At 62.1% G+C, this 13,737-nt stretch carries 14 protein-coding genes; 4 read left to right on the forward strand and 10 right to left on the reverse strand.

The features are described 5' to 3' along the window. Window positions 1-80: 80 nt before the first annotated feature. The 3 genes from FHS03_RS28575 to FHS03_RS26205 all read right to left on the reverse strand — a co-directional run bounded on the left by FHS03_RS28575 (window position 81) and on the right by FHS03_RS26205 (window position 1,916). Window positions 81-779, reverse strand: a complete 699-nt coding sequence (locus FHS03_RS28575) for an OmpA family protein (RefSeq protein WP_183443846.1) — start codon at window positions 777-779, stop codon at window positions 81-83. Then, on the reverse strand, window positions 760-1,284 hold the full coding sequence (locus tag FHS03_RS26200; protein WP_183443847.1) for a lytic transglycosylase domain-containing protein: 525 nt from the start codon (window positions 1,282-1,284) through the stop codon (window positions 760-762). The genes FHS03_RS28575 and FHS03_RS26200 overlap by 20 nt, the downstream gene beginning before the upstream one ends. Before the next feature lie 131 nt (window positions 1,285-1,415). Then, the gene (locus FHS03_RS26205; protein ID WP_183443848.1) at window positions 1,416-1,916 is read right to left on the reverse strand and encodes a hypothetical protein; all 501 of its coding nucleotides are present in this window, start codon (window positions 1,914-1,916) and stop codon (window positions 1,416-1,418) included. Between the two features lie 394 nt (window positions 1,917-2,310). Here FHS03_RS26205 and FHS03_RS26210 point away from each other — a divergent pair, with 394 nt between their 5' ends. Together FHS03_RS26210 and FHS03_RS26215 are read left to right on the forward strand one after the other, a co-directional pair. After that, window positions 2,311-3,423 (forward strand): serine hydrolase domain-containing protein, encoded by a 1,113-nt coding sequence (locus tag FHS03_RS26210; protein ID WP_183443849.1) that lies wholly within the window; start codon window positions 2,311-2,313, stop codon window positions 3,421-3,423. Between the two features lie 207 nt (window positions 3,424-3,630). Next, the gene (locus FHS03_RS26215; protein WP_183443850.1) at window positions 3,631-4,200 is read left to right on the forward strand and encodes a DJ-1/PfpI family protein; all 570 of its coding nucleotides are present in this window, start codon (window positions 3,631-3,633) and stop codon (window positions 4,198-4,200) included. A gap of 106 nt (window positions 4,201-4,306) precedes the next feature. On the opposite strand, the gene FHS03_RS26220 is transcribed toward FHS03_RS26215, so the two are convergent. Continuing rightward, complete coding sequence (locus tag FHS03_RS26220; protein WP_183443851.1) at window positions 4,307-5,281, reverse strand: alpha/beta fold hydrolase; 975 nt, start codon at window positions 5,279-5,281, stop codon at window positions 4,307-4,309. A gap of 72 nt (window positions 5,282-5,353) precedes the next feature. On the opposite strand from FHS03_RS26220, the gene FHS03_RS26225 reads away from it, so the two are divergent. Continuing rightward, window positions 5,354-5,773, forward strand: coding sequence for an Rrf2 family transcriptional regulator (locus tag FHS03_RS26225; RefSeq protein ID WP_183443852.1), 420 nt, complete (start codon window positions 5,354-5,356; stop codon window positions 5,771-5,773). 217 nt (window positions 5,774-5,990) lie between these two features. On the opposite strand, the gene FHS03_RS26230 is transcribed toward FHS03_RS26225, so the two are convergent. The 5 genes from FHS03_RS26230 to FHS03_RS26250 all read right to left on the reverse strand — a co-directional run bounded on the left by FHS03_RS26230 (window position 5,991) and on the right by FHS03_RS26250 (window position 11,474). After that, window positions 5,991-6,608, reverse strand: a complete 618-nt coding sequence (locus tag FHS03_RS26230; RefSeq protein ID WP_183443853.1) for an IncC plasmid conjugative DNA transfer DtrJ family protein — start codon at window positions 6,606-6,608, stop codon at window positions 5,991-5,993. Then, window positions 6,605-8,518, reverse strand: coding sequence for a conjugative transfer system coupling protein TraD (gene traD, locus FHS03_RS26235; RefSeq protein ID WP_183443854.1), 1,914 nt, complete (start codon window positions 8,516-8,518; stop codon window positions 6,605-6,607). The genes FHS03_RS26230 and traD overlap by 4 nt, the downstream gene beginning before the upstream one ends. Next, window positions 8,499-10,433: a MobH family relaxase gene (gene mobH / locus FHS03_RS26240; protein WP_183443855.1), complete on the reverse strand. Its 1,935-nt coding sequence runs from the start codon at window positions 10,431-10,433 to the stop codon at window positions 8,499-8,501. Before mobH ends, traD begins: the two co-directional genes overlap by 20 nt. Before the next feature lie 81 nt (window positions 10,434-10,514). Next, on the reverse strand, window positions 10,515-11,111 hold the full coding sequence (locus FHS03_RS26245) for a FlhC family transcriptional regulator (protein ID WP_183443856.1): 597 nt from the start codon (window positions 11,109-11,111) through the stop codon (window positions 10,515-10,517). A 30-nt stretch (window positions 11,112-11,141) separates the two neighbouring features. After that, window positions 11,142-11,474, reverse strand: coding sequence for a flagellar transcriptional regulator FlhD (locus tag FHS03_RS26250; protein ID WP_183443857.1), 333 nt, complete (start codon window positions 11,472-11,474; stop codon window positions 11,142-11,144). 322 nt (window positions 11,475-11,796) lie between these two features. Here FHS03_RS26250 and FHS03_RS26255 point away from each other — a divergent pair, with 322 nt between their 5' ends. Further along, the gene (locus FHS03_RS26255; protein WP_183443858.1) at window positions 11,797-12,492 is read left to right on the forward strand and encodes a S24 family peptidase; all 696 of its coding nucleotides are present in this window, start codon (window positions 11,797-11,799) and stop codon (window positions 12,490-12,492) included. Window positions 12,493-12,589: 97 nt separating this feature from the next. Here FHS03_RS26255 and FHS03_RS26260 read toward each other — a convergent pair whose 3' ends face one another. Continuing rightward, on the reverse strand, window positions 12,590-13,657 hold the full coding sequence (locus FHS03_RS26260) for a DUF932 domain-containing protein (protein ID WP_183443859.1): 1,068 nt from the start codon (window positions 13,655-13,657) through the stop codon (window positions 12,590-12,592). Window positions 13,658-13,737 lie beyond the last annotated feature (80 nt).

Below are 13,737 nucleotides of genomic sequence, written 5' to 3' on the forward strand. Positions count from 1 at the left end.
ATGGCATGGCGGCGCGCCATCCGGGTGATCAGGTGGCGCACGCACCATGGCGCCCTTCCAGCCGCGGCGGCGTACGGAGGTCATTGACCGTCCTCCTGTTGCAGGTGGAACGTGACCTCCGCCCGGCGATTGGCCTGGCGCCCTTCCTCGCGGACGTTGTCGGCGACATAGCAGCAACGCCCGGCCGCCGCGAGCCGCACCGGCATCCCTGGCGGCAGTTGCTGCCGCAGATAGCGGTGTACGGCTTGCGCGCGCGCCTGGGCGAGTGCGTGGTTGATGCGCTCGCCGCCGCTGCTGTCGGTGCGTCCGGTAATTTCGATACGCCGCGCCTGCGGTGCCAAAGGGAGAAACTGCAGCAGTGCATTGCGTGCGCTATCGTCCAGCTGCGCCGAGCCGAGGGAAAAATGAATGACGGCCGTTTCTGCCGACGTACGAGCGTCGGGCCTGGGCCGCGCCGATATCTCGTCCAACGCTTTGGGTAGCGCGGCAGGCATGGCCGCCCCCGCGCTGGCATCGATGAATGTCTTGGGCGAGCGGGCTGGGCATGTGCCTGCCCGGCACTGGCCGTAGTAGGCCGCCGCGCCATAGCCCCATTGCGTCAGCGCGGTGCGCTGGTCGAGTCCTCTGATCGCTGCAGGGACTGGCGCAACCGCCGCCGGGGCCGGTCGCGCCCGCTCCGGTGTGCAGGCCGCCACCGTGACCAAGGGTGGTATCGCGGCGGCGACCGCCACTAGATGAACAAAGGGATGCATGGCGTCCTCACCCAGGCTGGTGCCCACTGCGATGGCGCCTTGCCTGCGCCGGCGCGTTGCCCGTCTGGGGCGACATCAACAGGAAGTGGTACACACGCCACGCGTACCGCATGCGCGTCGCGCGGCACCGCTCGGGTGTCATGGTGACGCACGATGCGTTGAACGCGCCGACCGCTTCCCATGAGCGCCCATGGCGCGCGAATTTCTCGGCCAGAATGCGTGCCCCGGCGTGGATATTGGTGCAGGGGTCAAACAGCTGCTCGGGGGCGACTCCCAGGTTGCGCAGCATGCCACTGTTGGTGTTGATCTGCAGATAGCCAATGTCCACCGTTTTCGTCACCCGGTAGTGGGTACGGTTCACCGCACGGGGATTTAAGGCCGATTCGGCCTGGGCCATGGCATAGAGCAGCGTGGCTGGCACCGCGTGTTGGCGCGCAGCTTCCTGCCAGCAGGCCGACGCCCATCCTGGCGCGGCAAGAAACAGCATGGCGAGGCGATGATAGGAAAGTCGCATGGCGATCAGCAGGCACATACCTGGCAAAGGTTGAACACTGTCCCGCGTACGGAACGCGGGTCCGGGTGAACTCACTCAGGTAAGCCTGGCGCATCGCCTGGCAAGGTAACGGCAAGGGTCGCGCCCTATCCGGGCGCTGGTAAAACCGGTCAATAGTGCGCGGCGGCACGCAATGCGATGTTGCGCCGCGCGTGGTCAAATATCCGGGCCTTCGCATTGGACGCCTGCATCGCCAGGGCCACGCAGCCGGTCGTAAAGTGATCGAGCTTAAATTGCGGGTGCGGATGGCGATTCAGTTCGGACTTCTGCAGGGCCAGCAATTGCCGGTACTGCATCCGCCACATGGACTCCTGGCGCCGCGCCGTTTCCTGGTCGCGCAACACCAGCTGCGTATGCAGGAAGCCGAAGATGCGCACCGCAGGGTCCGCATCCTCAAACACCACTGATACGCAAGCGCTGATCAGGTCTGGATAGCGCAGCTTGGGCGAGCAGTTGCCGACATCGTTGTAGAGCACCTCCAGTAGATTGAATTCGTCGAGCCAGATCCGGGTGCCCACGATATCGACTTGGCGAGAACAGGCTGGCGTAGGCCGCGGAGAACTGGTGCCTTGGCCTGTCTGATATTCCGTGTGTACGCTGCTTGTGTTCATGGCCCATTTCCAAAAATGACAATATCGGAGGGAATAGGCGCTACCATACGCCAGGCCGACGACTTCCACACCGACAAAGATGCCTTCTCTTGTGGCGCTTTTGGCCGGCGCGTGCAGAATCACATGGTATTTCGGTGTACTTCAGATGACGTGGGCACGAGAACCCATCCTCAACGGATGCCCGTTCATGTTTCGTGGCGCAGACTTATCGGACAGCGACGGCCAGATGCATTAGAGTATTGCTTGTTTATCAATCCGCTTTAAATTCACCGTCGATGATCCCAGGGCTACAAGACAGGTTGCGCTCAACGAGCCACAACAGCCTGCCCAGGCCGGGAACGTCGTCGTTTTACCAAAACAGGATAGGCCACTGTGCCCAGGGGATAATCGATACATGATCATTCGCACTAACCGCCTAGCAGCAATTTGCCTCATCACGCTTGGATTCCACTGCACCCAAAGCACCGCAACGCCATTTGAGGACGCCAACAGGCAGGCCAGGCAGTCAATCCAGCAGATCATGAAAGATCAACACATTCCAGGATTACAGATCGCCGTTATCAAGGATGGTCGCGTGATCCTGTCCGAGAGCTACGGCCTGGCCAACGTTGAAAACGGTGTGCCAGCGACCCGTACCACCTTGTTTCCGATTAATTCAGCAACCAAGTCGTTTACCGGCGTGGCGATGATGCAATTGGTCGAGGCCGGGCTGGTCGACCTCGATGCGCCCATCTCCCGCTACCTGGCTGATTTGCCTGATTGGTGGCGCGGCATTCGTATCCGGCAACTTCTTGCCCACACATCCGGGTTACCCGAGATCATTGATCAGAAGGGTCTGATCGGGGGTGGAACCGAACTCGCGGCCTGGGAAAACGTGAAGGCAAAACCCGTGGAAGCGCCTGCTGGCGAACAATTCGCATATAACCAGACCAACTATGGCTTACTGGCACAGGTGATTGCGAAGCAAACCAAGCAGCCCATCGAACGCTACATTGCGGAACGGCAGTTTGCACCTGCTGGCATGACCCTGTCCACGTTCGGGGACAGCTACGATCTGGTTCCAAACGCGGCAACGATCTATAGCCGCTCTCCGCGTGGCTCCCTGGCCAAGGACGACAACAACCGATTATCCCACTGGTTTTACGACATTCCATACAGCTTGTGGGCTGGTGCTGGCATCCAAACCACTGCGGATGAAGTGGCGCGATGGCTTATTGCGCTAATGGACGGCCGGTTGATCGGCCGCTCGTCGATCCAGCGCATGTGGGCGCCCGAAAAACTCAACAACGGTACTGATGGTGATTGGGCGGCTGGCTGGCCTGTGCTGCAAACGACACCCACCCGACAAGTCGCTGGCATCGGTGGTGCCAGGGCCGCCTTTATCGTTGATGCCGAAGATCGGCTTGCGATCGTCGTCCTGACCAATCTTGCTGGCGCCAATCCCCAACGCTTCATACCACGCATAGCGGATTTTTATCGGCAAAGCCAAGTACGCGTAGCGGAATGAACCGCGGTGGCGCGCCAATGGAACATCTATGCTGGGGCAGTTCGCTTCCCACCTGGCCAATAACGGCTGCGGATGCTGGCTTTGTGCTCATTACCCCCCTCGAAACTGTCAAGCCACGTGAACACTCCTGACAAGATCTGTCAGGAGTCCCTTCTATACTAAGCCATCATTTTCTGAAATTTGTATCGTGCTTTGAAAGGTAAATAGATGGCTAAAGTCGCTTTAATATTGACGCCTGGTTTCGCCGACTGGGAATATGCTTACATCGCCGGAACTGGGGTAGCGTACTACGGCATAGATGTCAGATTCTTCTCGCCAACGCCGGGACGTTTTAGCTCGCAAGGCGGCTTGAACGTCGCCGTGCATGAAGGCCTGCAACACTGCCTGGACTGGCAACCCAATGTCGTCGGCATCATCGGCGGGCAGATCTGGGAAGGGACGGACGCGCCAGAGTTGACCGAATTTCTCCTGCAAAGCCGATCCAATGGCGCGACCATTGCCGGTATTTGCGGTGGGACGCTGGCACTGGCCAGGGCAGGACTTCTGGACACGATTCCGCATACCTCGAACAGTATCGACTTCTTGGAGAAAAATGCTCAAGGCTACAAGGGCGCTGCGCTCTATCAGGAGAGCCGCCGTGCCATCGCTGCCGAGCGGGTCATCACGGCGCCGGGACCTGCGCCGATCAGTTTTACCTGTGCCGTGTTTGAGGCTGCGGGACTGCAGCCAGAAGTCACAGCACAACTGAGCGGAATGCTGGCATCGGAATCAATCTGATCATCAGGGCCTGTCAGAAATTTTCCCCTCACACAAAATTTCTGACAGACTTGTTTGATTGCTCGCAGAATTGCCCCACTTCGATTGGGCCATTTTTCAGTGCAAACTAACCCAATGTACGAAGAAACTCAATCAGAGAGGCGTTTACCGTTTCAGCAGCCTCTTGCTGTAACCAGTGTCCTGCATCGGGAATCGTGTATGAGCCACGCAGATTGGGCGCAAGTTGGGGTATGCGCGAAATAATGTCTTTCATCCCCGGAATAGCTAGCCCGGTATCTCGCTCACCTACCATATAGAGTGCCGGTGTGGGAACCGTTACGCCATCAAAAGCGCCTTGCAATTGCCAGTTTCTGTCCAGATTGAGGTAATAGTTCAAGGCTCCCTGGAAGCCCGTCCTTTCGAAGGTTCGGACGAAGATGTCGAAGTCTTGCTCAGTCATCCATGCAGGCATTTGAATCGGCTCTGGAAGACCAGCCAAGTACTGACGATGTTTGGAAACCATCGAGAACGGATTGGGCGAATTCTCGTTACGTTCCCCGATATCGCCTGACGCATTGAAATATATCCTCTTCAACGTCGACTTAACATCTGCTTCAAGCTCATCCTTTGCCGACGAGGCACAGAAATAATGCGTATAAAACCAAGCTTCTTCATTGTTGGGAAATAGTCGACTCGGCAACATCGGCGCCTTAGCCATCAGCGGCACGCCAAGAGCTACGACGGCGCGAAAACGGTCTGGCCTCACCTGCACTGCCTGCCATGCAATAGTGGCCCCCCAATCGTTTCCGACAACAACGGCCTGGGGCTCTCCTAATACGTCCAAAAGGCCGACTAAGTCAGCCACGATATCCAACGTAGTATAGGTGCCACTGTCACTTGGACTGTCACTCTTTCCGTATCCCCGTAAGTCCGGCGCTATGGCACGAAAGCCTGCGGCTGCAAGGACCGGGAGCTGGTTTCGCCATGCGTATGATGTTTCGGGAAAACCATGTAGCAGTAATACAATTGGGCCTCTTCCTTCTTCTACGATGTGCAAACGAATACCATTCGTCATGACAATTGATTGAGTACAAGATGCCATGATGCTCTCCTCTCGCTATACCGGACCGGCATATCGTAACATCATAAGTAACAATTTAAAAGGCCAGATTAGATGCAACAAGATACAAGGCTAGCGCGACTTCTCCATGTGCTGCTTCACATGCAGCTCAGAGGTGGCTCAACCACATCCGAAACGATTGCCCAGATGCTTCACACAAACCCCTCTTTGGTGCGACGTACGATGGCGTGTTTGCGCGATGCGGGCTACGTGAAAGCAGAGCGGGGCCCCGGTGGCGGATGGCACCTTTCCTGTAGCCTGTCAGAGGTGACGGTAAAGGACGTTCACAACACGCTCCCCCGCACCAATGTATTCACATTTGGGCCTGCCCAAGATAATCCTGCATGTCCGGTTGAAGCAGCCGTCAACGCGCATTTAAACGCGGCGATGGAGGAAGCCGAAAGCACCCTGCTAAGGATTATGGGCGGGACCAGTCTCGCCGACCTGGTTAAGAAAATGGGACCACCGCTTTAAAGACAGTTCTGCCTCCCCTGAGAGGCAGCAAACTCTACGAAGCGATTCATCGTCAAATGGATCCGCTTTTACAGCGCCAGGCCAAAGGTCTCTGTCCTGTATTCTGTGTCCCTGCCCTTCCCCATCGACATATCTACCCCCGGCACACACCACCGCTCCCTTTACTCATCAGCGCAATCGGGGCCAGGCAACGCTTATTCCCCTCTGACTTCACAAGCTATTTCTTGTGATAGTTGGCCAACGCCACATTGGCCATCACGCTTCCCGTCAACGCCAGCGAAGGCAGCGCGATGGATGGCAACGTGGTGGGGACGACGCAAGCCAGTATGGCCAGGCAGACCGTCAGGATCACCCCGCAAGCACACGCCGCAAACACTTCCGGCCGATGCGCGACCAGCTCCTTTCCCTTGACCGCCCGCCGGACCAGGCCATCAACGACGGCCAGGCCCAGGAACAGCAGCAATGCGCCAGACAGGCAGGCTAATACCGCTAGCCGGTAGGTGGCCAGCAGCACCAGGGCGTTCAAGGAACGGAAGTACGCGTTGCCGGCCAGCCGGTTGCCCATCGCTCCCACCTCCCCCTGGACGACCGAATCGACCGCCGGCCGATTCGCTTCGGCTTTCGGCATGAGAGGAGCCTGGCGCGGCGGCGGCGCCTGCAACGCGAACAGGGTTTCCAGCATCTTGCGCGCATGCGCCTCGCCCCAGAACGCGCGATGGTTCGCATGCTCGGTGCGGATCTGGGCAAGAAACGTCTGCGCCGGATAGGCCGACGGCAGGTACAGCACCAGAAGCAGCAGCGTCAGCAGGGACGCAATGGTGACGATCCGGATCATGGTGGCACGCCCTCCTTCGCGCTGCCGCCGTCGCCTTCGGCGTCACCCGGATCGAGCAGCGCCAGGCGCCCCTTGCACAGGCGGCCACCGGCCACCGAGGCAAAAAACTGCAGGTTGGGCAGTTTGCCCAAGAGCGACATCGGCACCAGCTCGTTCATCTCCTCCGTGATCTGGGTCGAGTCAACCGCCGTGAAGTCCCCAAGGTGGCCATCGTGGGCGGTATTGCGCCCCACCTTCATATTGTGGATGGCCGTCTGGCCGAAGGTCTCGTTGATGAACTTCTGGGTCGGCTGGTCCTTGGTGCGGAACGCGATCATATTGTTCAAGTTGCCCAGCGCCATGCGCGCCGCTTCCTCGCTGCCCAGGCGTTCGGCCAGGTCGGCAATGGTCTGCATGGCCGCCGTCGTGTAAACGCCGCCTTCGGCGCCCTTGTTCATGATCTCGATTAACGGCTTGTTGATGACGTTCGACACCTCGTCGACAAACAGTGAGATGCGCCGGTAGCCGCCCAGGTTGTAGCGAATGCCCGAGCGCGCCGCCAGATCAGCCAGCGACATCGCGCCGATGGCCGAGGCCACCGAGGGATCGGGCAGCGAATCGAGGCAGATCAGGAGCACATGGCCGGCGCGCTCGATCTTCTCCAGATTCATGATGGGGCGCTCGTCGTCGACGTCGAACGGATCGGGCGACAGGCTGCGGCCCAGGTCGCCCGAAGTCAGCATCGACAGGATGGGCAGGAGGTTGGCGGTGATCTTCTGGTAGTGTTCCCGGTTGTGGCGGAACACCCGCACCTGGGAATCGATGGCTTTGTCGCGCCGGGAGGCGTGGACGTGGCGCTCATAGTACTCGACGAAGGCCAACAGCTCGGCGCTGGCAATGGGCGAAGGCGATTTGATGCTGCCGCGCCGCACCCGCTCCAACAGGTGCACCAGGTCCGGCTCCGTGCGCCAGTGCATACCCAGCAACGCCTCGTAGAAACGCTCCAGCGAGCGCTCCAATACCGGCTCGATGCCGCCCTCGATGTACTGCATCAGCTTCATCAGGTTCGGGCGCATTTCCAGCCGGATCATGCCCTGCGTGACCACATTGACGGCATCCCAGCCGAAGGCCGAGAACGTCCCGGCGGTGTCGGGCGGCAGGATGGCCTGGATGCGCGACGCGATCTCGGTCGGCTTTTGCCAATTGAAGGTGAAGTCGAGGCGCGCCCCGGTTTCCGGGAAGGCCGGGTGGAACCACAGGAAGGTGTCGGGATCGCGGTAGTCGGCACAGGCGCGCATGACCAGGCGTTTGAGCCGCTGCGAATTCTTCGGGTCCAAAATGATGACCACGTCGCCCCGGCGGATCGCCTGCGTGATCAGCCAACCCAGACAGACGCCCTTGCCCGACTGCGTGGTGCCAACGACTAACGTGCCGCCTTCGAAATTTTGCAACGGGCGCATCAGCACCTGTTCGCTGCGCTCAACACCGTGGATGTAAGGCAGGCCGATCTCGGCGTCCGGCTGCGGATTGTCCACATAGCCCAACAACAGCAGGAGCGCCGGCGCGATACGCATTTCCCGGTAGTCGATCTTGGCCAGCTCATACAGGCGCTGGGAATGGATCGGCAACCATTCGAAGCCGAAACCAAAGACCACCTGGCCGGGGTCCCTGGTCAGCACCGCCAAGTCGCCTGTCGTGATGCGCTGCATGGCCCGGCCGGAGAGCGCCGCGCGGATGGCGACGATGCGCAGTCCCTGGCGCAGGCGCACGATGGCCATCACCACGCACAGCGCCAGCAGGAAGAGGCCCAGGCGATACGGAATGGCCTGGGGCGTGAACGCCAGGTAGGCCAGTGCCCCGCCCCCCCAGCATGCGGCGGCCCGAAGCTCCAGCGGGCTGCGCCATGGCATCTCATACTGGCGCAGCAGCATCGCCTTCTCCCGGTGTCGCCGCCGCGTCCGGCACCATGAACTGCGGCGCGATCAACAGGCCCGGCCGCTTGACGCCCTGGATCACCCGCGTCTGGATGGCCTCGCCATCGGCCTGCAGCGCCAGCATGTCGGCATCGGCCAGGGCGCGCAATGCCTGGCGCGCATCCAAGCCCCGCGCCGCCAGTTCGGGCAAAGGAATGAACAGTCCGGCTTGCGTACGCAGGCTGGGCGCATCCGGCGCAGTGGCAATCGCCTGCAGGGCCGCTGCCACGGTCGGATTGAGGCGCAGCGGCATCTTCAAACCATGGGTTGCCTGCAGCACCAGGTCGCCACTAACGGCGTTGCGCTGACGGGGCTTGCGGGGCCGGCGCAACGTTGGCGGCGCCGCTTCGGCGGCCGCTGCCGCCCGGCTCCCATGCTCGTCCTCGGCCACCGGCCCAGGCGATATCGCGATCGCAGGCAAGCGCAACTGCGTGTCGGCCTCCTTGGCTGGCGCCCCCTTCCCCGGCCGTGCAGGCGGCGCTGGTGCGGGTGTTGGCTCGAACCGCTCGAACGGCTCGCCTGGGTCGCATGGCTCACCTAGATCACATGGCTCGCACGGTGCGTATGGTTCCGGTGGCGCGGCCGATGGGGCTGGGGCTGGGGCTGGGGCTGGGGCCGGTGACGGCGATGCGTCACCCGGCGCGCCGCGCGCGGGCTCGGCATGCGCCTGCGGGGGAGCCCTGCCGGCAAGGTGGCCATCGAGCGGCTCGGGCTGGGGCGAGAGCACCGCCAGGATGGTTCCAGCGGAGACGAAGCGGATGGCGTCCAGCGGTTCCGGCACGCCGGGCGGCCAGATCGCCAGCACCGCCCCCTGCCCTTCCCGGCTGGCGACCAGGCCGGCGGCGACTAGCATGGCCAGCATGGCATCCGGCGACTGCGGCACGCCGGGCAGACGCTCGTCGTCGAGCCGCCGGATGATATCGGCCAGGCCGTTCGGCCAGACCATGAACAGGCCATCCCTGCCGAACCACAGGCGGGAGCGGCCGATATTGGGTTGCCAGGCCTGGTGCGTGACCACCAGCTCGCGCACCACATCGATCACATGCCGCGCCAGGTAGACGGGCGGCTTGCGCGCACCGGCGCCATCGCCCTCCGCGCGTAGATTGCGGTTGATGACCAGCACGGCCGCATGGCGCACCAGACGGTCCATCACATTGTGCTCGTGGTACATCGCGGTACCGGCAATCGAGGCCAACATCTGCGGCACGATCACCGTGTTGCCTTCCGCCAGATCCGCCATGGTCGCTGCGGGCACAATCATGGGCAGTGCAAACAGCCCCAGCATGCGCGTTTCCGGACCGCTATTCCAGCGGACGCGCAACCGCGCGAGCTGGCGCTGTTCGAGCCAGCGTGTCAAAGGGGTCAGATAAGGCTGCCAGCACCCGTCGCCCTCGTCGTATACCGCCACCTGGCTCAAGGTACGGTGCAGTTCCGCGCACAAGCCCGCCAGGAAGGCCGCGCGGCGCCAGCGCGGTTCCAGGCGGCGGCGGTGCGAAATGGTCAGGCGGCCCGCAAAAATCTGGGCGTCGGTTGCCTGCAAGGCAAAGAAGGCGGTCTCCAGGCCCAGGCGCGCCAGGCCGCCGGCGCCGCTGAAGTAGCTGTCGGGCGTGGCGGGCAAGGCGTTGACGAAGTACAGGTAGCCGCGAATGGGGGCCAGCAGGTCAGCGGCAAAGGTGGCGGGATCGCTGCCGTAGCAGAGTTTGATGCGGCCAATCAGATCGGCGTGTTCGGCCAGCATCGCCTCCACGGACTGCGCGGCCATGCCCACGCTGGCTGTATCCTGGGCCGGGGCCGGGTCGACTGCTGGCGCGGCAGGCACGCTGGCGGCCCCTATGCTGCGGGCGCGCGCCAGGAAGGCGGAAAATCGGTGCAAGAGCATGGCTGGCAGGAAGGGACATTGGGCCGGCCCAGTGTGGCGTGCCCACTTCGCCCCGTCCAAGCAAAACCGGGGACGCTAGGGCGTGCTTTCGTCCAAGGACGGCCAGGCGGGCCAGTCGAGGAGATCGGCGGGCGCCGCCAGGGGCAGATAGTGCGCCTGGATCCGCGTATCGCGCCAGTAGCGCTTCAAGAGCTTGCAGAAGACGCAACCCGACTGGTCGCCGCTGCAGTCGCCCAGCGACACCAGATAGCGCGAATGGCAGATGGCGCAAGCACGCAGGGCCAATTGGGGACTACTGCAATTCCAGATCCCTTCCAGATCGCACACCAGATTAAAGGCCCGCTCGAACGAGATGCGGGGAGCGGCGGTACAGCGCTCCGCATACATGCGGTAGGCCGCCACCAAGGCTTCGCCCGGGCGGCACAGCTGTTCCGCCAACAAGGTCGCGCAGATCGCCCCGAACACGGAAGCTTCGGCCCGTTCGATCGTACTGCCCAGGTGATACCAGTCGCAGGACTCGGGCCAGCGTCCGCTGGCTGACGGCACTTCCCGGTAGAAATAATCGCGCAGCAGGGACATGCTCAAGCCCGTGATGCGCGATACCGTGCGGATGCGGGCACCCAGCGCCACGCAGGATTTGGCCAGTTGCAGTGCCCTGATATGGGTATCCACGAACGCCGCGCCCATGTCCGCCCCCGATAACTAGGCAGCGGCCTGGCTGGCGGCCCGCTCTCCGGGTGGCCGGACCGGCGGCCGGGCGCCCACCGTGCACAAGGTCATGGCCAAGCCCGGCGGCGCATCCAGCAGCTCAGCCAAGTTACCGACCGGTTTGAACAGGCTTTCGTGCGGCATATTGGCCGCCAACACCTGCAGCTGGCTCACGCTCATGCTGGCTAAGCGGGCGGCGCATGTCCGGTCCAAGTGGAACTTATAAGCCGCCGCGGCGCGGTCGCTCTTTAAGCAGGCCTGGATGGTCAGCAGGAAATTCAGGTTGAGGTACTGCACTTCGGTCAATGCAATGGCATGGTCCATCATGACACCTCCGTTGTGCCCCGTTGTGGCGGGGCGTGGTCATTGCCCAGGTAGCGATTGGCGGTGCAACATGGCACCCTGCCCTGCTGTTGCCTGCCAGGTGATGCCGGCCTCGCAGCACACCATCACAAGTCAGGCTATACCCCGTTGCCAGACCGGTCAATAGCAAGTGCTGTTCGTGTGCACTGCAAAACGATATCCCTCTTGACTCCGATTCGCTTTCGAGTAGATGCTAGCGTTATGTAGCATTTTGAAATCATCCGATACAACAAATAGCAACTGCTCAAAACTCCCCAAACCTGCATCCCACCATAGCGACTGCCCCATGGAGACGAACCTGTGCAGCACACCGCTTTCCCGTCAGCAGGCTCAGCAACTCGATCTTCACCTCATTCCCGGCCTATGCAACCGGCTGATCGCGGAGATGGCAATGCGCAACATCTCGCCCCATCAGTACATTCCCTTTCTCAGCGAACTGACCGGCCGGGCACCGCAGACCGTGGCGCGCTGGATCGATCCCGACCACCCGGGCATGCCCGACCTGTCGTCACTGGCCGTGCTGTCCATCCAGTTCGGCACCGATGTCGGCTGGCTGCTTGGGCTGGCGCGCGAACGCGCGCCCCTGGTACAAAGCCAGCTGCCGCCGGCACTCCTGTCGCAGGTCTGTCCTGACAGCCCCGCTTGCGCCAGTTGGCTGCCCCCGTTACTGGCACACGCCCAGGCGCACGCGCGGCATCCGGTGGCCATCATGCGCGGCAAAGACATGGCGCCCTTGATTGCGGACGGCGCCCCCTTTTTTTACGACGACACCGTTCGCCAGGTCGAGGGCAACGGCGTCTATCTGCTGCGGCACCAGGACAAACTGCTGGTGCGCCATATCGCTATCCAGGTCGGCAGCGGCTTGCTGCTGCGCTGCGAGAACGCCCATTACGGCGCGACGCTGATCCGCGACAGGAGCCGGCAGCGCAGCCTGGAGATACTCGGCAAGGTGGTGCTGGCGATCAATGCCTGTCCGCTCTAGGCGCTGACGCGCCGCCAACAGCCAACGACAAACCGGCTGCCCGGTGGCGATGCCACCGAGCCGCGCAGTTTGTCGTCCGCCTGCAGCACGCCGGGGCTTACGCCGCCTCGGCCAGTTGCTGCCATTCCCCCTGGCTCAAGGCCAGGAGCTTACCGCCGATCTCCTCGAATTCCGTGGCGCGATCGTAGTCGTCCACTTCCTGCGAGTAACCGGTGACGGCGTTGACCAGGCCGTAGCCGGTCAGGTCGCGCTCTTCGATCAGGTGGCGCAGCACACCGGCGCACTCTGCCTCGTTCAATGCATACCGGTTGGCCAGCACCTCCACCACCTTGACCGGGTTGCCCCGCAGTGGGATGCCCATGGTCTTGCGCATCTTCTCCGAGAGCAGTTCGAAGGTCGTCTCCGACACCGCCGCCTGCACCATATCGCGCACCTTCAGGAACACCGCCTTGTCGTCGGCCTCCAGGGTATCGTCCTTGAAGACCAGCACGGCATCGTCATCGGCCACCAGCGCGCGCCCCGCATGGTTCTTGCGCATGCTACGGTCGCAGACGATCAGGCCATTGCTGCACACGAGCCGGTACAGCAGCGGCTCCACGCGCAGGGTGCCGCATCCGACCTCCGAATTACTGACAATAACACCGGCCTGCAACACATCGCCCGGCGCCACCTCGCACGTCGTCTTGGCGCTGACCACCTTCAGGTACAGCTTCGCTTCGGTCAGTTCGACCGATTCGAACCTGGCGCCAGGCAATTGCTGCAGGATCGGCAGCACGCTTTTGGCCAGCTCGAAGTTGTCCAGGCGGCGGTAACGTGTGGACAAGAACGCACGTGCCCGGCCATCCAGGGTGCGCAGCAGGTAGCTGTCCGGGGCATTGAGCTTGAGCCAGCCATTGATGTTCTGGTCCAGCAGCTCCGGATAGTCGGCGCGCATGCGCTTGAAGTACGACAGCGGAATATCGAGCCGTTTGGCCAACTGGCCGCAGGCCAGGTCGTTGAGCGGGTAGCGCACCGCGCCACCGGCCTCGTCAACCACCACATGGCACTGGCCAGAGGCATGAGTCACGCTGTGCATCCGTTTTGCCGGCACCACCAGGTCTTTCTTTGCAGCGGCTTGGCGTTCCAGTTCGGTCGCCAAGTAAGTCAGGGAACGTCCGGTTTTCATCGTGGTTTCTCCCATCAGATTGCGAATGCCCCTCCCCTGCCGGGGACGAGCCCCGCGGGGTCAATCATCTGCGCCGGCCT

Origin of the sequence: Pseudoduganella violacea, assembly GCF_014191875.1 — a bacterium.
Taxonomy (GTDB): Bacteria; Pseudomonadota; Gammaproteobacteria; order Burkholderiales; family Burkholderiaceae_D; genus Rugamonas; species Rugamonas violacea_A.

Coding starts and splice junctions, on each gene's coding strand:
- FHS03_RS26200 (WP_183443847.1), bottom strand. CDS start 1,284: ATGTGCCTGCTGATCGCCATGCGACTTTCCTATCATCGCCTCGCCATG.
- FHS03_RS26205 (WP_183443848.1), bottom strand. CDS start 1,916: ATGAACACAAGCAGCGTACACACGGAATATCAGACAGGCCAAGGCACC.
- FHS03_RS26210 (WP_183443849.1), top strand. CDS start 2,311: ATGATCATTCGCACTAACCGCCTAGCAGCAATTTGCCTCATCACGCTT.
- FHS03_RS26215 (WP_183443850.1), top strand. CDS start 3,631: ATGGCTAAAGTCGCTTTAATATTGACGCCTGGTTTCGCCGACTGGGAA.
- FHS03_RS26220 (WP_183443851.1), bottom strand. CDS start 5,281: ATGGCATCTTGTACTCAATCAATTGTCATGACGAATGGTATTCGTTTG.
- FHS03_RS26225 (WP_183443852.1), top strand. CDS start 5,354: ATGCAACAAGATACAAGGCTAGCGCGACTTCTCCATGTGCTGCTTCAC.
- FHS03_RS26230 (WP_183443853.1), bottom strand. CDS start 6,608: ATGATCCGGATCGTCACCATTGCGTCCCTGCTGACGCTGCTGCTTCTG.
- traD (WP_183443854.1), bottom strand. CDS start 8,518: ATGCTGCTGCGCCAGTATGAGATGCCATGGCGCAGCCCGCTGGAGCTT.
- FHS03_RS26250 (WP_183443857.1), bottom strand. CDS start 11,474: ATGATGGACCATGCCATTGCATTGACCGAAGTGCAGTACCTCAACCTG.
- FHS03_RS26255 (WP_183443858.1), top strand. CDS start 11,797: ATGGAGACGAACCTGTGCAGCACACCGCTTTCCCGTCAGCAGGCTCAG.
- FHS03_RS26260 (WP_183443859.1), bottom strand. CDS start 13,657: ATGAAAACCGGACGTTCCCTGACTTACTTGGCGACCGAACTGGAACGC.